Source organism: Oscillibacter sp. 1-3 (genome assembly GCF_000403435.2).
Taxonomy (GTDB): domain Bacteria; phylum Bacillota; class Clostridia; order Oscillospirales; family Oscillospiraceae; genus Oscillibacter.
Map to the genome: position 1 here is coordinate 15,015 of NZ_KE159709.1, position 17,787 is coordinate 32,801.

At 61.1% G+C, this 17,787-nt stretch carries 17 protein-coding genes; 10 read left to right on the forward strand and 7 right to left on the reverse strand.

What is annotated here, in order from left to right:
* Window positions 1-44: 44 nt before the first annotated feature.
* The 4 genes from C816_RS12715 to C816_RS12730 are packed head-to-tail and all read right to left on the reverse strand — an operon-like array spanning window position 45 to window position 4,325.
* Entirely contained in the window at window positions 45-1,235 is a 1,191-nt protein-coding gene (locus C816_RS12715; RefSeq protein WP_016322799.1) for an ABC transporter ATP-binding protein, read from the reverse strand.
* A gap of 46 nt (window positions 1,236-1,281) precedes the next feature.
* On the reverse strand, window positions 1,282-2,121 hold the full coding sequence (locus C816_RS12720; protein ID WP_016322800.1) for a carbohydrate ABC transporter permease: 840 nt from the start codon (window positions 2,119-2,121) through the stop codon (window positions 1,282-1,284).
* Between the two features lie 12 nt (window positions 2,122-2,133).
* Window positions 2,134-3,021 (reverse strand): carbohydrate ABC transporter permease, encoded by an 888-nt coding sequence (locus C816_RS12725; protein ID WP_016322801.1) that lies wholly within the window; start codon window positions 3,019-3,021, stop codon window positions 2,134-2,136.
* Between the two features lie 20 nt (window positions 3,022-3,041).
* A complete protein-coding gene (locus C816_RS12730) occupies window positions 3,042-4,325 on the reverse strand; it encodes an ABC transporter substrate-binding protein (protein ID WP_016322802.1) in 1,284 nt (427 codons plus the stop codon).
* 396 nt (window positions 4,326-4,721) lie between these two features.
* Between C816_RS12730 and C816_RS12735 the strand changes: the two genes are divergently transcribed.
* On the forward strand, window positions 4,722-6,563 hold the full coding sequence (locus C816_RS12735) for an alpha-amylase family protein (RefSeq protein ID WP_016322803.1): 1,842 nt from the start codon (window positions 4,722-4,724) through the stop codon (window positions 6,561-6,563).
* 110 nt (window positions 6,564-6,673) lie between these two features.
* Here C816_RS12735 and C816_RS12740 read toward each other — a convergent pair whose 3' ends face one another.
* From C816_RS12740 to C816_RS12750, 3 genes are all read right to left on the reverse strand, one after another.
* Window positions 6,674-7,915, reverse strand: coding sequence for an MFS transporter (locus C816_RS12740; RefSeq protein WP_016322804.1), 1,242 nt, complete (start codon window positions 7,913-7,915; stop codon window positions 6,674-6,676).
* Window positions 7,916-7,992: 77 nt separating this feature from the next.
* Window positions 7,993-8,667: a TetR/AcrR family transcriptional regulator gene (locus C816_RS12745; protein ID WP_016322805.1), complete on the reverse strand. Its 675-nt coding sequence runs from the start codon at window positions 8,665-8,667 to the stop codon at window positions 7,993-7,995.
* Window positions 8,668-8,735: 68 nt separating this feature from the next.
* Entirely contained in the window at window positions 8,736-9,266 is a 531-nt protein-coding gene (locus tag C816_RS12750) for a DUF5662 family protein (protein WP_016322806.1), read from the reverse strand.
* A gap of 118 nt (window positions 9,267-9,384) precedes the next feature.
* Between C816_RS12750 and C816_RS12755 the strand changes: the two genes are divergently transcribed.
* From C816_RS12755 to C816_RS12795, 9 genes are all read left to right on the forward strand, one after another.
* The gene (locus C816_RS12755; protein ID WP_016322807.1) at window positions 9,385-9,819 is read left to right on the forward strand and encodes a hypothetical protein; all 435 of its coding nucleotides are present in this window, start codon (window positions 9,385-9,387) and stop codon (window positions 9,817-9,819) included.
* A 352-nt stretch (window positions 9,820-10,171) separates the two neighbouring features.
* Window positions 10,172-10,378: a hypothetical protein gene (locus C816_RS12760; protein ID WP_016322808.1), complete on the forward strand. Its 207-nt coding sequence runs from the start codon at window positions 10,172-10,174 to the stop codon at window positions 10,376-10,378.
* A 519-nt stretch (window positions 10,379-10,897) separates the two neighbouring features.
* Window positions 10,898-13,543, forward strand: coding sequence for an alanine--tRNA ligase (gene alaS / locus C816_RS12765; protein WP_016322809.1), 2,646 nt, complete (start codon window positions 10,898-10,900; stop codon window positions 13,541-13,543).
* 203 nt (window positions 13,544-13,746) lie between these two features.
* Window positions 13,747-14,436, forward strand: coding sequence for a hypothetical protein (locus C816_RS12770; protein WP_016322810.1), 690 nt, complete (start codon window positions 13,747-13,749; stop codon window positions 14,434-14,436).
* Between the two features lie 21 nt (window positions 14,437-14,457).
* Window positions 14,458-14,796, forward strand: coding sequence for a cupin domain-containing protein (locus C816_RS12775; protein ID WP_016322811.1), 339 nt, complete (start codon window positions 14,458-14,460; stop codon window positions 14,794-14,796).
* Window positions 14,793-14,969, forward strand: coding sequence for a DUF4250 domain-containing protein (locus tag C816_RS12780; RefSeq protein WP_016322812.1), 177 nt, complete (start codon window positions 14,793-14,795; stop codon window positions 14,967-14,969). Before C816_RS12775 ends, C816_RS12780 begins: the two co-directional genes overlap by 4 nt.
* Before the next feature lie 141 nt (window positions 14,970-15,110).
* On the forward strand, window positions 15,111-15,632 hold the full coding sequence (locus C816_RS12785) for a CbrC family protein (RefSeq protein ID WP_016322813.1): 522 nt from the start codon (window positions 15,111-15,113) through the stop codon (window positions 15,630-15,632).
* A gap of 162 nt (window positions 15,633-15,794) precedes the next feature.
* Entirely contained in the window at window positions 15,795-16,133 is a 339-nt protein-coding gene (locus tag C816_RS12790) for a histidine triad nucleotide-binding protein (protein WP_016322814.1), read from the forward strand.
* Between the two features lie 187 nt (window positions 16,134-16,320).
* The gene (locus C816_RS12795; protein ID WP_016322815.1) at window positions 16,321-17,784 is read left to right on the forward strand and encodes an extracellular solute-binding protein; all 1,464 of its coding nucleotides are present in this window, start codon (window positions 16,321-16,323) and stop codon (window positions 17,782-17,784) included.
* Window positions 17,785-17,787: the final 3 nt, after the last annotated feature.

Below are 17,787 nucleotides of genomic sequence, written 5' to 3' on the forward strand. Positions count from 1 at the left end.
CCCGGAGCGGGCACGGGGCGGCGCGGATGTGTGTGGGATCGATTTTAGAATTCCAGGTTCCTGCCGTCCTTGCCGAAGATATGGCAGACATTGCCGCTGAAGGTCAGATTCAGCTTGTCGCCTGCGTGGAAGGAGTCAATGCGCTCGCCGTCGGCGTTCATGGTGGGCACGATCACCACCACGTCCTTGCCGTTGGCGTTGGCGTGGAAGTGGACCTCGCTGCCCATCAGCTCGGATACGTCGATGGTGGCGGAGAGGGTGTTGCCGGGCTGCCTGGCCAGCACCATGTGGCTGGGGCGGACACCCAGAGTGATGTCCTGGGGGGCCGCGTTGTGGGCGGCCAGATTCTTCTGCTTCTCCTCGGAGAGCACCACCTTGCAGTTCTCCACGGATACGGCGTATTTGCCGCCCTCGTTGACCAGTTTCGCGTTGAAGTAGTTCATCTGGGGCATGCCGATGAAGCCGGACACAAAGAGGTTGGCGGGGTGGTCGAAGACCTCCTGGGGCGTGCCGATCTGCTGGATGAAGCCGTCCTTCATGATGACGATCCGGTCGCCCAGGGTCATGGCCTCGGTCTGGTCGTGGGTGACGTAGATGAAGGTGGTGTTGATCTTCTGGCGCAGCTTGATGATCTCCGCCCGCATCTGGTTGCGGAGCTTTGCGTCCAGGTTGGAGAGGGGCTCATCCATCAAAAGGACCTTGGGCTCCCGGACGATGGCCCGGCCGATGGCGACCCGCTGGCGCTGGCCGCCGGAGAGGGCCTTGGGCTTGCGGTCTAAGTACTGGGTGATGTCCAGAATGGCCGCGGCCTCCTTCACCCGGCGGTCGATTTCCTCCTTGGGGGTTTTGCGGAGCTTCAGGGGGAAGGCCATGTTCTCATATACCGTCATATGCGGATACAGGGCGTAGGACTGGAAGACCATGGCGATGTTCCGGTTCTTGGGCTCCACGTCGTTGACCAGCTTGCCGTCGATGTACAGCTCGCCGCCGGAGATCTCCTCCAGGCCGGCCACCATGCGCAGCGTGGTGGACTTGCCGCAGCCAGAGGGGCCTACCAGAACGATGAACTCCTTGTCGGCGATGTCCAGATTGAAGGACTGGACCGCGACGACGCCCTGGTCGGTCACCTGCAGGTTCGTCTTCTTCTCGGGCTCACCCTTCTTCTTTTTGGCTTTTTTCTGATCTCCGCTGTGAGGATATATTTTCGTAATACCTTTCAAATTCAAGGCGGCCATATCTATTTTCCTCCTTTTGATTCAAAAATTCAAGACATCATTTTCATTACTTTCCGCCGGTGGAGGCGATGCCCTCGATGAACTGCTTCTGGAAGATGAGGTAGAGGACCACCATGGGCAGCATGGCCAGCAGAGAGCCGGCCATCAGCACGGGGAAGTTGGTGCTGAACTGACCCCGCAGCGTGGCAAGGCCGGAGGAAAGGGTCATCATGTTCAGGTCGGAGTTGACCACCAGGGGCCACATCAGGTCGCTGTAAGCGAACACGGCGGTGAAGATGGTCAGGGCGGCCACGGAAGTGCCGGTGAGGGGGAACATCACCTTGTAGAAGGTCTGCCACTGGGTGCAGCCGTCCAGGTAGGCGGCCTCGCCGATCTCCTTGGGGATGCCCATGTAGGTCTGCCGCAGGAAGAACACGCCGAAGGCGCTGACGATGCCAGGGAAGACCAGGGCGAAGATGGTGTTGGCAAGCCCCATGTGGGCCACCATCTGGTACTGGGGGATGATGAAGATCTGGGAGGGCAGGGACATCTGCATCAGCACGATGCCGAACAGCAGCTTCTTGCCCCGGAATTCCAGCATGGCGAAGGCGTAGCCCGCCATGGAGCTGAAGGCCACGGCGCAGATCACCCGGAAGAAGATCATCAGGGCGGTGTTGATGTACAGCTTGATAAAGGGCAGGCTGGTGACGGCGTCACGGAAGTTCTCCCACCGGAAGGCGCTGGGGAAGATGACGGGAGGAGTGGCGTTGCTCTCGGCCACGGTCTTGAAGCTGGTGAGAATCATCCAGATGAAGGGGAAGACCATGAGGAGGGCGGCGGCGATCAGCACCACGTAGGTGAGAATGGTCATCCGCTTCTGGGAGGCCTCTAAAGAACTGTTTTTCATTTCTCTTCCTCCTTACACGTCGTAGTTGACCCACTTCTTCTGGCCGTAGAACTGGATGACGGTGACCAGACCGATAAGCAGGACGGTCCACAGCACGATGGCGGAGCCGTAGCCGCGCTCGCCGGCGACGAAGGAGGAGCGGTAGAACAGGTACATCAGGCTTTGCACGCTGGTGACGGCGGGATTGGTGTCCTCCACCATCATGTAGATCAGGTCGTAGACCTTGACGGCGGACATCAGCCGCATAATCATGACCACAAACAGAGTGGGGGAGACCATGGGCAGGGTGATGGTGAAGAACTGCTTTACCTTGCCGGCGCCGTCGATGCTGTTGGCCTCGTACAGGGTCTTGGGGATGTTCTGGAGACCCGCCAGCAGGAGGACGGCGTCATAGCCGATGTTGCTCCAGATGGCCACAATGGCGCAGGAGATCATGACGAACTTGGGGTCGGTGATCCAACCGATGTGGGTACCGAAGATCTGGTTCAGGATGCCGTACTCGCCGTTGAAGATGAAGCGCCACACCATGGTGACGGCGGCGGGGGCGCACACCAGGGGCAGGAAGAAGATGGTGCGGAAGCCGCCCTTGAACTTGATCTTGGCGTTCAAAAGCATGGCCACCAGCAGGGACAGGAACAGTCCCACGGGGACGGTGAGGATGCAGAACAGGATGGTGTTCCAGGTGGCCCGCCAGAACTCGGCGTTCTGGAACATCCGGACGAAGTTGTCCAGGCCCACGAACTGATAGTGGCCGAAGCCCAGGTGCTCGCAGAAAGCGGTGTAGATGGTCTGGACAAAGGGCCACAGGTTCAGTACAACCAGCCCGGTGATGGTGGGCGCGACCATGATCCAGCCCCAGTTTTCTTCCCGCCGGGCGGCGGGGGAAAGTTTGTTGTTCACAAATATGCCTCCTCTCTCGGTCAGTCCGTCACATAGCTGTCCGCAATCCCCTGCATGACAGCCAGCTGGGCGTCGATGTCCACGCCGTTGTAGACCTTGACCATCTCATCGGCCACGTTGGACTTCCACTTGCGGCGGGTGGCGTTGTTGATGTACTGCACGCAGGTCTCGAACTGGTCGTAGCAGACCTGGACGTCCAGCAGATAGTCGAACTTGGCGAATTCGGTGGTCCAGGAGTCCTCCAGGCCCAGATAGGCCGGAATGGCCGCGCCGGATTCGCCCTGGATGCGCTGGCCCTCCTCGCTGCCGAAGAAGCGGAGCACGTCCTTGACGATGTCCAGGTTTTTGCCGTTGGCGGCGGTGGAGTAGCACAGGCCGTTGGAGATGGTGCCGGCGCCGTCGCCGGAGGCGGGGCTGGGGCACTTGGGCAGAGGGGCGATGTCCCACTTGCCCACCATATCGGGGTAGTTTTTCAGCTCGGAGAGCAGATTCCAGGAGCCCTCATAGAACATGGAGCCCATGCCGGAGAAGAAGGCGGTGCCGGGGGTTGTCTCGGCGAAGAAGGTTTGGTCGGGGCACCACTCGTTCTTCTGGATATTCACATAGTATTTGATGGCGTCGGCGGTGGCGGGCTGGGTGTAGCCGGCGTGGATGTTGGTTTCCGGGTCCAGGATGTAGCCGCCGTTCTGGTAGACAAAGTTCCAGTAGCCCAGCTGCTCGTCGTTATAGGCCATGTAGCCGTATTTTCCGGTGGCATCATAGATCTTCTGGGAGGCGTCCATCATGTCGTCCCAGGTCCAGTTCTCGTCGGGATAGGCCACGCCGGCATCGTCGAATATCTCCCGGCTGTATACCAGAACCACGTTGTCACGGTCCTTGGGCACGCCGTACATCCGGCCGTCGGAGCCGCTGGCGTTGCCGATGGAGATATCGGAATAGTGTTCTGTCCAGAAGTTGGGGTCCTCGCCGGCGTAGAGGTCGGTAAGGTCGGCCAGGATGCCGAAGTCGGCGTAGTACAGGATTTGGTCGGTGTGCATCCAGAAGATGTCCGGCATGGTATTGCTCTCGCCGGCGGCCTCCAGCTTGGTCCAGTACTCGCTCCAGCTGGTGACCTGAACCTCAATGACCACGCCGGGGTTCTGGGCGGTGTAGGCGTCGCAAATGGCCTGCATACCGTCCCGCTGGGCCACGTCCCAGATCTGGAAGGTAAGATGCGTCTTGCCGTCTGCCGCTCCGCACCCGCACAGGGACAGCAGCAGTGTTATGGTCAAGACAAGGGCGGCGGCGCGGGGAATCTTTTTCATAACTCCACTCCTCTGCTTTTTTGTCGCGCTCGGAAAACGTTACGTAACTATGAACAAATCATAATACGGTTTCCGCCCGCGTGTAAATAGATTGTATTTTTTGAAATATATCAGAATGTGATATAGAACGCTTTTGGTACAGATTGGGCGACATCCTGGTATATTTGCGCAAAAATTCGACTTTGCGCACAATTCGGTTGATTTTATTTTGTATAAAACATAAAAACACCGGATTTTATAAGGGGGAGATAGATTATGCTCATAAAACAATATGGCAATATGCAGGTTTTTGGGCGGGGAGGATCAGGCGCGCTTCCACGGCGGCAATTTCCCCTTGCGCCCGGCGGGCCCGGTGTGATATAGTATGCCAAAACTTTGGCCGGAGGAGGCAGAAACATGACAGATCTGTTCCGGCGCCGTCTGGCGCGCCACTATGACGAACTGAAATGGCTCTATATTGAGCTGTACCGGGATGAGGGGGCTTTCCGCTATTTTACGGAAATGCTGGAGCGGTGCTGGAAGGGGCGGAAAAAGGCCCTCCGGGACCAGGACGCTCGGAGAGAGGCGGACCCGGACTGGTACCGCCGCCGGGACCTGCTGGGCATGATGCTCTATGTGGACGCCTTTGCCGGTAATTTGAGGGGCGTGCGGGAGAAGCTCTCCTATCTGGAGGAGTGCGGAGTGAACTACCTCCATCTGATGCCCCTGCTGGCGTCTCCCAAGGGCCGCAGCGACGGCGGCTACGCCGTCTCCGACTTCCGGGCGGTCCAGCCGGAGCTGGGGACCATGGACGACCTGGAGGCCCTGGCGGACGCCTGCCGGAGGGCGGGGATCAGCCTGTGTTTGGATTTTGTGATGAATCACACCAGCGAGGACCATGAGTGGGCAAAAAAAGCCCGGGCAAAAGAGCCGGGCTATCAGGAGCGGTATTTCTTTTATGACAACTGGGACCTTCCCCGGGAGTTTGAAAGGACCGTGCCCCAGGTGTTTCCCACCACCGCGCCGGGCAGCTTCACCCAGCTGGAGGACGGCCGGATCGTCATGACCAACTTCTACCCCTACCAGTGGGATCTGAACTACGCCAATCCCATGGTGTTCAACGACATGACGGAGAATCTCCTCTTCCTGGCCAACCGGGGAATCGACGTCATCCGCCTGGACGCCATCCCCTACATCTGGAAGGAGCTGGGCACCAACTGCCGCAATCTGCCCCAGGTCCACACCCTGGCCCGGATGCTGCGCATGGTGTGCGAGATTGTCTGCCCCAGCGTTTTGCTGCTGGGGGAGGTGGTGATGGAGCCGGCCAAGGTAGCCCCCTATTTCGGCACCCCTGAAAAACCGGAGTGCCATATGCTCTACAACGTCACCACCATGGCTACCACCTGGCACACCCTGGCCACTGGGGACGCCTCTTTGCTGAAACGGCAGATGGAGGCGGTGTGCGCCCTGCCCAGGGACTTTTTGTTCTTGAACTACCTGCGCTGCCACGACGACATCGGCTGGGGACTGGACTACCCCTGGCTGGCCCGGAATTTCGGCATCGACGAAGTGGCCCACAAGCGGTATCTCAACGACTGGTTCACCGGAAAATTCCCGGGCAGCTGCGCCCGGGGAGAGCTGTACAACGACGATCCCCGTCTGGGGGACGCCCGGCTGTGCGGCACCACCGCCTCCCTCTGCGGTTTGGAGGCCGCCGAGTATGAGCAGGACCCCTTCAAGCTGGAGCGGGCTCTGGCCTGCGATCTGACCCTCCACGCCTGGATGCTGTCCCAGAGCGGCATTCCGGTGATTTACAGCGGGGACGAGACGGGCCGCCTCAACGACTACACCTATCACGACGACCCGGACCGGCGGGAGGACAGCCGCTACCTCCACCGGGGGAAATTCCAGTGGGAGCTGGCTGAGCTGCGGCAGGACCCTGAAACCTGTCAGGGCAGGCTGTTCCAGGGCCTGCGGCGGCTGGAGGCCCTCCGGGCCCAGGAGCCCTGCTTTGACGCCGGCGCCGACGTATGGGTGGAGGACAGCGGCGACCGCCGGGCGCTGGCCCTGTGCCGCCGGTCCGGGGAGCGGGAGCTGGTGTGTCTGTTCAATTTCAGCGGGGAGTTCGTCCGCGCCGGGGTGGACCGGACGGGGAGCTATACGGAGTTGATGTACAATACCAAATATCATGACATCCACAGCGTTGAGCTTTGGCCCAACGGCTTTGCCTGGCTGCTGCGAGACCCGGGGCAGCTCTGAGGCGAGGGGGCTGTTCTGCCGCCGGAACAAATGCCGGACGCGGCCCGTGGAGGCGATGGCCCGCCTGTGCCGGGAGACCTGGGCGAGAGGGAGGAGCCGCTCGCCCGGCGTCACGCCGCGCTGCCGCTGTCCAGCGCCCGGAAGACCCGTCCGGAGTAGACTGCCGTCAAAGCCGCGGCGGCCGCCGCTCCCAGAAGAACAGCCCAGGCCGGACAGCCCTCGAACAATGCTCCGTAGACCGCCTGGCCCAGGGGTGAGGCGCAGTTGGACACCGCCATGATGAAGGCCATCACCTTTCCCAGCAGGTCCGGCGGCGTCTGGCTCTGGACGGCGGCGCTGAGCACCACCACCAGCATGGTGGACAGAACCATGACGGCGAAGCTCATGGCCGTGACCGCCCACCAGCCGGCGGAGGGAGAGACACCCGGCAGAAGGGCCAGACCCATGACTGCCGCCGTCAGGCTGGCCGCCAGCAACACAAGGCCGCCCCGCCGGAGCCGCAGGCGCGCGCCCAGAAAGGCCGTCAGGACGCCGCCGAAGAGCCCGCCCAGGCCCATGGCCCCCTGGGTGATTCCCAGGCGGCTGTCGCTCATGTTCAGCACCTGGACCACCGCCACGGGAATGCCCACGATCAGGGCGGCGGACAGCACCAGGTTGAAAAGAGCCAGCACCAGCATGGCGGAGAGAAACACCGGGCGCTGCCGCCGGATGAACCGCCAGCCATCCCCCAGATCCCGCCGGACCGTGGACAGCACGCTTCCCGCGGCCTCCTGGGGCCGGTGGGGAATGCGGATGAACAGCTCCATGACGGCGGAGAGAAAGAAGCAGCCGATGCTGACCCAAAGAATGGGCCGGATGCCGAAGGCCCCAAACAGCACGCCGCCCACCACCGGTCCCAGGAGGCCGGACAGGGTCTGCACCATATTGATGACGGCGTTGGCGCTGGTGAGCTGCTCCGGCTCCGCCAGAAGGGGGATGCTGGCCTGGACCGCCGGCTGGTAGGCCCCGGCGATGCCGTAGAGCAGCATGAGGCAGGCCGCCGTCAGGGGCACCAGCGGCGTCCGTTCCAGGAGGAGGGCGAAGAGTAGGATCAGGCCTGCCGTGAAGAAGTCCAGCGCGGCCATGATGGTTTTCTTGTTGATCCGGTCCGCCGCCACGCCGCCGATGGGGGAGCACAGCACGGCGGGGATGAACGCCGCCGCTCCCACCGCGCCGAACAGCGCCGCGGACCCGGTCTGCCGCAGCAGGTACAGCGGCAGGGCAAAGCGCACGATGGCGTTGCCGAAGAGGGATATGATCTGTCCGATCACCACCAGGGTGAAATCCCGGCGGAACAGAGAGGTTGTTTCCATAGTCGTTCTCCTTTTATAAACCGACCGTCGGTTTTTATATTCCCAAAAAGAAACTGCCCGCGCGCGGCAGCTTCTTCTCAGTCGCAGAGATCTGTCCCCGGAGAGGGGGGATGGGCCATCTTCGCATAGTGTACCAGGGTGTCGATAATCTCCCGGTCGATCAGCTCTGAGATGCCGAAACTGTTGAAGAGACAGTTGTACACGGCGCACCGGGCCACAATCTCCTCCGGTGCGGTGGGGCGGACGATGGGATTGATCCAGATGCCCGACAGAAGCATCATGGCCTCCGCCAGCTCTCTGGGAGAGTCTGTGCGAATGGTGCCGTCGGCCATGCCCTGGCGGATGATGGGCTCGATGAAAAAGGGAGCGACCTCAAAGAAAATGCTCCGCATCTCCGTGGCCAGAAATTTGGCGTTGTCCAGCAGGTAGGGCATCATGCAGAACATCTTGGCCTGCCGTTCCGGCTGCATGGAGACCTTGAAAATGGTCCGCAGCTTCTCCAGGCCGTTGAGATGGGGATTGTCCCGGACCTCCGCCAGAATCTCTCCGTTCCGCTGGCCGATGCGGTCGCAGACGGAGTAGAAGATGTCCTCCTTGGAGGTGAAGTGATGGTAGATGGCTCCCTTGGAAAGACCTGTCTCATCAATGATCTCCTGGAGAGAGGCGTGGTCATAGCCCTTTTCAATGAACAGCCGCTCCGCCGTGTCCAGAATCTTCCGAATGGTCTCCTCCGGATATTTGTTTCGTCCCACTGGACGCTCCCCCTCTTAAACAGACCGACAGTCTGTATTTTCAAAAATAGCACAGCCGTGCCACGGTGTCAAGCCTTTTTTTTCAAGACCTCCCGCCGGATGTAGTCAAAGGCCGCGTCCTCGCCCTCGTCCCGCAGCTTGACCAGGATCGTCTCCAGCAGGGCGGAGGTGGCGGGGTGGAGCAGGAGGCGCTTGTCCCGGCCCCGGAGAAAGAATTTGTAGGGGTCGCCGGGGTCGAAGTCCGCCCCCCGGTAGACCTTGCTGGCGGCCAGACGGTCGCAGAACATCTCCGCCACGTATTTTGCCGGCATCTCCACGCCCTGGATGCCCTCCGGACCGTAGTCCGTCCAGAACTCGAAGTGGTGTCGGTTGCGGCCCTTGTGGTGCATCCAGGAGGCGCTGTACCCCCTGGCCTTGCGCTGGGCGTCGTTGGGGCTGTGGTCCCCCTGGAAGTACTTCACCCCGGCCCAGAACTCCACCGGGGAGTACTTGCTGAGATCGTGGGTCAGCCCCTGCCAGTACAGCCCCAGGCGGAAGCAGTATTTCCGCACCAGCGCCCGATGATGATTCACGGTTTTCAGATGGCCCCAGAAGTCCACGGCCCCCGCCTCCTTTTTCCGAGATCCTGAGCAGGCTCTGAAAGACAGTATAGCACTTCCCGGACAAAAAAACGAGTAAAATTTTCACGGGCAACCATACTACTTGCGAGGTGGTTTGATGGAGGGAGCGATTTTTGACTGTCCGGCCCAGTGGCAGGAGCATCTGCCCCCCGGCGTTCTGGGGGCGGAGTCCCCGGCGGGGCTGACGGGACGGACCTGGGATTTGCTGGCGCTGACCCGGCGGGGCCGTGCGGCCCTGGGCAGGGCGGAGATTTTCTGCCGCATTCTGCTGATTCCCGGGGACGCTCCGCCGCCGCTTGGCGCGGAGACGGTGATTACCTGCGGTCTGTCCCCCCGGGACAGCCTGACCCTCTCCAGCCTGACGGAGCCGGTGCTGTGCGTCCAGCGGAGCCTCCCCCGGCCCGACGGCGCGGTGATTGAGCCCCAGGAGTTCCCCCTGCCATCCCTGCCGGGACCGCCGGAGGAGCTGCTGCCCCTGCTGGGGCTGCGGCTGTTGCTTATGCCACTGGAAGAGTCTCCCGTTCTGTGGTAAACTAGGCCTTGTTTGAAAAAAGTCAAAACGCCCAAACGGTGGATCTTTATCCGCCACTCTGCGTTAAATGTTCTTGCCGGGCGTCAGCCCGCCTGCGAAAATTTGCCTTGATTGGCGAAAAAATCTCTCGCCGTTGGGCATTCCGCCATTTTTCAAACATGGCCTAGAGCAGTTCCCGAAAATAATGAGAAAAAAGGAAGCGAGGACAGGGATTACAGGACAAGGCGGAGGACGCGGGCGGGCTGACGCCCGCAAAGGACGACAACGCAGTCATGCAATTCCCGGACCGCTGAACTTTTCTCGGTATTTTTGGGAACCGCTCTAAAACAAAAGGACGGGAGGAGTGAGGCCTGTGGCATGGTATGGCTGGCTGTTTTTGATCGCGGTCCTGGCGGTGCCGGGAGTGATCTGCGGAATCCTGTACGGCGGGAAAAACGACAGCACTCCCTGCATTGGCTGCGGGGAGTGTATCCGGACGGGGGAGTGTGTGCTGATTAAAAACCGCCAGAAGGCGAAAAAGGCGGCGGAGAAGCACAAAAAAGAGCGGGAAGCTTCTTGACAAATCCCGGAGAAGGGATATAATGTCACTGTTCATAAAGCAAAACGCAGTGAAAAAGCCAGCCTCACGAAACCGGCTCTCAGCGAGAGGGAGATGGTGCGAGCCCTCAGCCCACGCCGCGAGGCAGCCACTTTGGAGCGTCCCGCGGGGAGCGGGCCGGGTCATCCCCGTTACCAGATGGCTAAGATGTCTCCCCGGGGGGATAATTAGGGTGGTACCGCGAAGAAGGCCTTCGCCCCTATGTTTGGGGCGGAGGCTTTTTTGGTGCTGCGGAACGGGATATCCTGCATGCGGAATCCGGAATTTTTATGGAAGATACGAAATAAAACTTAGGCCTTGTTTGATAAATGGCAAAATGTGCAGCGGCGAGAGAATATTTTTGCCGATCAAGGCGATTTGACGCCGCCATACTTTGTGTATGGCAAGGAAGCTCGACGCGGAGCGGCGAAAGAGATCCGTCGGCTGGGCGTTTTGACATTCTTCAAACAGGGCCTAATTATATATTGGAGGAAGAAACATATGTCACACCCCTATCACGGCGTAAACGAGCTGCGGGAGATGTTCCTGAGCTACTTTGAGAGCAAGGGACACCTGCGGCTGCCCAGCTTTTCCCTGATTCCCCCGGCCAATGACGCAAGTCTCCTGCTCATCAACAGCGGCATGGCCCCCATGAAGACCTGGTTCACCCGGGAGGAGGAGCCGCCCCGGGACCGGGTGTGCACCTGCCAGAAGTGCATCCGCACCGGCGACATTGAGAACATCGGCAAGACCGACCGCCACGGCACCTACTTTGAGATGCTGGGCAACTTTTCCTTCGGCGACTACTTCAAAAAGGATGCCATTCCCTTTTGCTGGGAATTCCTCACCAAGGTGGTGGGCCTGGAGGAGGACCGGCTGTATCCCTCCATCTACCTGGACGACGACGAGGCCTTTGAGATCTGGAACAAGGATATCGGCATCCCTGCCGAGCGGATCTTTCGCTTCGGCAAGGAGGACAATTTCTGGGAGCACGGCGCCGGCCCCTGCGGCCCCTGCTCCGAGGTCTACTATGACCGGGGCGAGGAGCACGGCTGCGGCAAGCCCGGCTGTACCGTGGGCTGCGACTGCGACCGGTATATCGAGGTCTGGAACAACGTCTTCTCTCAGTTCGTCAACGACGGCGAGGGCCACTACGAGGAGATGCAGAACAAGAATATCGACACCGGCATGGGCCTGGAGCGGCTGGCCTGCGTGTGTCAGAACGTGAACTCCCTCTTTGACGTGGACACGGTGATGAACATCACCAACAAGGTCAGCGAGATCACAAACGCGCACTACGGCGAGAGCCACAAGACCGATGTGTCCCTCCGGGTCATCACCGACCACATCCGCTCCTCCGTGATGATGATCTGCGACGGCGTGCTGCCCAGCAATGAGGGCCGGGGCTACGTCCTGCGCCGCCTGCTGCGCCGGGCCGCCCGCCACGGCAAGCTCCTGGGGGTGGACCGTCCTTTCCTTCACGAGGTGGTGGACACCGTGGTCCGCGAGAACGAGACCGCGTACCCCGACCTGCGGGAGAAGCAGGCCTATATTACCAAGGTCATCCGCACGGAGGAGGAGAACTTCGCCAAGACCATCGACGGCGGCATGAAGATCTACAACGAGCTGCTCTCGGCCCACAAGACCAAGGGGGAGAAGGTCTTCTCCGGCGCGGACGCCTTCAAGCTGTATGACACCTTCGGGTTCCCCATCGACCTCACCATTGAGATGGTGGAGGAAGAGGGCATGAGCGTGGACCGGGAGGGCTTTGACAGGCTGATGGAGGAGCAGCGCCTCCGGGCCCGGAAGGCCCGGGAGGCCCTGGGAGACCTGGGCTGGGCTGGCATCGAGTTCGGCAGCGACGTGCCCGCCACGGAGTTTGTGGGCTATGACAGCGACCGCATCACGGATGCAAAGGTGGTCGCCATCGTGGCCGAGGGAGAGATGGTGGACGAGATCGTCTCCGGCGTGGAGGCTGCCGTCGTTTTGGATAAAACCCCCTTCTACGCCGAAATGGGCGGCCAGGTGGCGGACCACGGAGTGATCTGCGCCAACAAGGCCGGTTTTGAGGTCGCCGATGTGCAGAAGAACAAGGGCGGCAAATTCCTCCACTCCGGCCGGATGACGGAGGGCGTGCTGAAAGTGGGCGACACCGTCTGCGCCCAGATCGATCCCGAACGCCGCAAGGCCATCCGCCGGGCCCACAGCGCCACACACCTGCTGGACGCCGCGCTGAAAAGGGTCCTGGGGGACCACGTCCACCAGGCGGGCTCCCTGGTGGAGCCGGACCGCATCCGCTTCGACTTCACCCACTTTGAGAGCATCACCCCGGACCAGCTCACCGAGATCGACCGTCTGGTCAACGACGCCATTCTGGAGGGCTATCCGGTAGTGACGGAGGTCCTGCCCATTGAGGAGGCCAAGCGCAAGGGCGCCGTGGCCATGTTCGGCGAGAAGTACGGCGACGTGGTCCGCGTGGTGGAGATGGGCGATTTTTCCATGGAGTTCTGCGGCGGCACGCACCTGGACAATACGGCCAAGGCCGGCCCCTTCCGCATCAAGTCCGAGGGGTCCGTGGCCTCCGGTGTCCGCCGGATTGAGGCCACCGTGGGCAAGCTGACTCTGGAGACCGTCAACCGCAACCAGCAGATGCTGTTCCATGCCGCCCAGCTGCTGAAAACCAACCCCGGCGAGCTGGAGAGCAAGATCAGCCAGCAGGCGGCGGAGAACAAGGAGCTGCGGCAGGCGCTGGAGAAGTTCAAGGCGGAGGCCTCCCTGGGTGAGGCGCGGCAGTTCCTCACCGCCGCCAAGGACGTGGGCGGACTGAAGGTCCTCACCGCCGTGCGCAACGGCCTGGACGCGAACGGCCTGCGCCAGATGGGCGATTTCCTGCGGGATAAGGCCCCGGACGTGGTGGCTGTGCTGGCCTCCGTCAACGGGGAGAAGATCTCCTTCCTGGCCGTCTGCGGCAAGGAGGCCGTAGCCAAGGGCATCAAGGCCGGGGAGCTGGTGAAGAACGTCTGCGCCATCTGCGGCGGCAAGGGCGGCGGCAAGCCGGACAGCGCCATGGGCGGCGGCACGGATATGCTGAAGCTGGATGACGCGCTGGCCAGCGTGGACGATTACGTGGCCGAAAAGCTGGGCTGAAAGCGGCGGCGAAGCCGCGGATAAAAGTTTCGCCAGCCTTTTCAAAGGCTGCGGGGGTCCAGGGGGCGGCGCCCCCTGGGTTTCCCGGAGCGAAGCGAAAATAGCGAAAGCCTGCAAGAGCGAAGCGAATTGCAGGCCGCATTGACAAAACAACAAGCCCCCAGGCAGCAGAGGAAACCAATAGGAAGAGGAGAGGAGACCCCATGTCCACCCCCCGCAGCGTCTCGGTCAAGCGCCGCCTGAGCGCTATGATAACGGCCCGCTTCCCCGACTTCCTGTTTACTTACGAATGGCAGAACACCTATGGCTTTGTTCGCCGGAATCCCGGCCGCCTCTACGATTACCTGCTGATCGGCCGGACCTTTGAGGAGTACCAGGCCGGCCGGCGGGGCTATCTCGGCGTCGGCCCTCCGGGCCGTGGCTATAACCCGGACTGGTACGCCTGGACCACCGGAGACCCCTGGCGGCGCAGCTTGTGGAATGTGGAAGACTACGAGGACATCCTCTATCAGCAGGACCGGACGGCCTTTCTGGACGATGCCCTGAAACAGCTGGCGGAGAAGATCGAGCGGGACATTCTGCCCCTTTACGAGACGATTTTTCCCAAGCTCCCCTCCTCGGAGCTGCGCCAATGGCAGGGGCTGGCGGAGTGTGTTCTGCCTCAGCTGGAGGCGCTGGCCCAGGAGAATCCGGACCGTTGGGAGGAACTGCGGAAGTGGCAGAAGGCCGCCGCCCGGAGCAGGGCCGTCCAGGCGGAGCCGCCGGAGGAGATGGTCCGCTGGCATCAGGAGATCCGTGCCCTGCCGTTTTTTGGGGAGATGTACGACCAGTCGCCGATTACGCGGGATCATATTTTCAACTGGTTTACCCACGCCATGCAGGTGCATCCATGATAAGGAAAGGAGAACGATTCTGTGTTAATTGAATTCGATAAAATGGAGACCACTGTCATGCCCCATCTGCGGGGCGGCGAGAAGGAGGTCTCCGCCAAGATGTACGCGGACCCGCTGGGGAAGATCATGCGGGGTACGCTGATCCCCGGGGCCTCCATCGGCCTGCACACTCACGAGACCAGCAGTGAGATCATCTACATCCTCTCCGGCGCCGGCAAGGTGCTGTGCGACGGGACATATGAGCCGCTGGGCCCGGGCTCCTGCCATTACTGCCCCAAGGGCCATGAGCACAGCCTGATTAACGACAGCCCGGAGGGCGGGGAGGACCTGACGTTCTTCGCCGTGGTGCCGGAGCAATGACGCTTCCCAAAGATCCCCTCATCCTGCTGAGTTTTTTGAACACCAGGCTGCGGGACGAGTATCCCAGTCTCGCGGAGCTGTGCGCGTCGCTGGACGCTGATGAGACGGCGCTGCGGGAGACACTGGCGGCGCTGAATTACGAGTACGACGCAGGACGGAACCAATTTGTGTGAGAGCCGCGTCTCCCGTGCACGTTTGGCGGTGTGTTTTGGCCCTGACTGCGGCAGGCCTTGTTTGCTTCATGGCGAAAACCCAAACGGCGGACCTTTTTCCAACAACCCTAAAAATCCTTGTAATGGTAAGGAGGCGTTTTCGTGCCATTTCCTGTGTTCAAGTACCACCCGGACCCGTTTAAGACGAAGATTTTCAAGAGGCGGGATGCGGCGGTGGTCTGCCCCTGCTGTGAAAAGGAGACCTTCGTCACCTATGAGGGGCCCTTTTACAGTGTGGAGGAAGTGGAAAACCTGTGCCCTGGGTGTATTGCCAGCGGCGCGGCGGCGAAAAAGTTCGATGGAGCGTTTCAGGACAGCGAGTCTGCAGACGAGGTCAGCGACCCAGAAAAGCTGGAGGAGCTGACCTGCCGCACACCCGGCTACTGCGGCTGGCAGCAGGAATACTGGCGGGCCCACTGTGACGACTACTGTGCCTTTTTGGGCTGTGTGGGCTGGAGGGAGCTGGAGGAGATGGGCCTGACGGCGGAAGTATCGGAGGACCCGGGCCTGGATGCCTGGTTCAAGGAAAATCTGACTGGTCTGTCCAATGGCGGCAGCCTCCAGGGCTATTTGTTTCAGTGTCTCCACTGCGGAAAGCATCTGCTGCATATTGACTGCGACTGAAAACGGCGGCGAAAAATCCGTCTCAATCCGGCGTTTCGGCGGCCTTAGAACAGGCTCTAGGGCATGATGGGCCAAATGTACGGCTTTCCGGTAAAATTTGTTCGGAATCCACACTGTGTCTTATTTTGAACGGTACTCAAGAAAAACAGAGGAGGTTTTGAAATGTCTGACTGCTTATTCTGCAAAATTGCCGCGGGAGAGATTCCCAGCGCCAAGGTCTATGAGGACGAAGTGTGCTATGCCTTCCAGGACATCGCCCCCCAGGCGCCCACCCATTTCCTGGTGATCCCAAGGGAGCATATCGCCTCTGTCTCCGGTGTGAACGCCGGAAACAGCGCGGCGGTGGCGCACATCTTTGAGGTCATTGCCAAGGTTACGGCGGAAAAGGGTATTGAGAGCTACCGGGTAGTGTCCAACATCGGCGAGCAGGCGGGTCAGAGCGTGCCCCATCTACACTTTCATGTGCTGGCAGGGCGGGACATGACCTGGCCGCCGGGCTGACAGATCTGCGGCAGGGGGGACGGGCGTCCCCCCTTTTTGCTTCTGGCGGCTCCGGCGTCGGCGGAACAACGGGCAAAAGGACGTATCGCTGTCTTGAAAACGCGGCAGATCTGTGGTAAACTAGTAAAATTAGGATGTGCGCGGGAATCCATTCGGTGATTTTTAAGAATCAAGGGGGAGATAACCTGTGAAGATCGCAGAGAGAGCAGGGAAGAAAATCGGTCTGATATGTCTGGCGGCGGCGCTGGCGGCGGCCTTGGCGGGGTGCGGCGGCAAGGGTCCCCTGGACCCAGAGGACCCGGTGTCCCTGACAGTTTGGCACTATTACAACGGCTCTCAGCAGGCGGCCTTCGACGCGCTGGTGGAGGAGTTCAACGACACGGCAGGCCGGGAGCTGGGGATCTATGTGGAGAGCTATTCTCAGGGCTCGGTGTCCGACCTGGAGTCGGCCGTGCGGGACGCCATCGGCGGCAAGGTGGGAGCGGCCGCCATGCCGGACATCTTCTCCTCCTACGCGGATACCGCCTACGAGGTGGAGCAGGCCGGCGCCCTGGCCGACCTGTCCGGCTACCTCAGCCAGGAGGAGCTGGAGAGGTATGTGGACTCCTACATCGAGGAGGGCCGCATCGCCGCCGACGGCACTCTCCGGATCTTCCCCACGGCAAAGTCCACGGAGATCATGATGCTGAACAAGACGGACTGGGACGAGTTTTCAGCGGCCGCAGGCGTCTCTTTGGAGGATCTGCGGACCATTGAGGGCGTCGCGGCTGTGGCCGGGACATATTATGAGTGGACGGACAGCCTTACCCCCGACGTGCCGGAGGACGGCAGGGCTTTTTACGGCCGGGACGCTTTGGCCAATTACTTCATCATCGGGCTGCAGCAGCTGGGGGTGGAGATTTTCCAGGTGGAGAGCGGGGAGATGACTTTGCACACGCCCCGGGAGGAGCTGCGCCGCCTGTGGGAGAACTACTATGTCCCCATGGTCAGGGGATATTTCGGGGCCTATGGCTCCTTCCGCTCCGACGATGTGAAAACGGGGGACATTCTGGCCTATACCGGCTCCACGTCCTCTGCCATGTACTTTCCCGACCAGGTGGAGCTGGATGAGGGCAGCCGCCCCATCGACTATATCGTGATGCCCGCCCCGGTGTTTGAGGGCGGGAGGGCCTGCGCCGTACAGCAGGGCGCGGGCATGGTGGTCAGCAGGTCGGACCAGCGGCATGAGTATGCCTCTGTGGAATTTTTGAAGTGGTTCACCCAGGCGGAGAACAACCTGCGCTTCGGCTGTGTCTCCGGTTACCTGCCGGTGCTGAAGGAGGCCAACAGCGCCGAGAAGCTGGATCAGGTCATTGCGGACCAGGGACTGACGGTGTCTCCGAAGACCTATGACTGCCTGACCACGATTTTCAGCGAAATGGAGGGGATGAACCTCTATACCAACAAGAGCTTTCAGAACGGCTCCGCCGCCAGAAGGGTGCTGGAATACCATCTGGCGGACCAGGCGTCGGCGGACCGGGCGGAGGTGCTGGAGGCCATCGCCCGGGGCGAGAGTCTGGAGGAGGCGTCGGCGGACTATGTGTCAGACGGCGCCTTTGAGGAGTGGTACGGCGCCTTCTGCGAGGCGCTGCGCACCGCTGCCGGCAAGTAGGCA

Bases quoted from the DNA above. Each gene is read 5' to 3' on its own strand.
- C816_RS12715 (WP_016322799.1), bottom strand. From the start codon at position 1,235: ATGGCCGCCTTGAATTTGAAAGGTATTACGAAAATATATCCTCACAGC.
- C816_RS12720 (WP_016322800.1), bottom strand. From the start codon at position 2,121: ATGAAAAACAGTTCTTTAGAGGCCTCCCAGAAGCGGATGACCATTCTC.
- C816_RS12730 (WP_016322802.1), bottom strand. From the start codon at position 4,325: ATGAAAAAGATTCCCCGCGCCGCCGCCCTTGTCTTGACCATAACACTG.
- C816_RS12735 (WP_016322803.1), top strand. From the start codon at position 4,722: ATGACAGATCTGTTCCGGCGCCGTCTGGCGCGCCACTATGACGAACTG.
- C816_RS12740 (WP_016322804.1), bottom strand. From the start codon at position 7,915: ATGGAAACAACCTCTCTGTTCCGCCGGGATTTCACCCTGGTGGTGATC.
- C816_RS12755 (WP_016322807.1), top strand. From the start codon at position 9,385: ATGGAGGGAGCGATTTTTGACTGTCCGGCCCAGTGGCAGGAGCATCTG.
- alaS (WP_016322809.1), top strand. From the start codon at position 10,898: ATGTCACACCCCTATCACGGCGTAAACGAGCTGCGGGAGATGTTCCTG.
- C816_RS12770 (WP_016322810.1), top strand. From the start codon at position 13,747: ATGTCCACCCCCCGCAGCGTCTCGGTCAAGCGCCGCCTGAGCGCTATG.
- C816_RS12780 (WP_016322812.1), top strand. From the start codon at position 14,793: ATGACGCTTCCCAAAGATCCCCTCATCCTGCTGAGTTTTTTGAACACC.
- C816_RS12790 (WP_016322814.1), top strand. From the start codon at position 15,795: ATGTCTGACTGCTTATTCTGCAAAATTGCCGCGGGAGAGATTCCCAGC.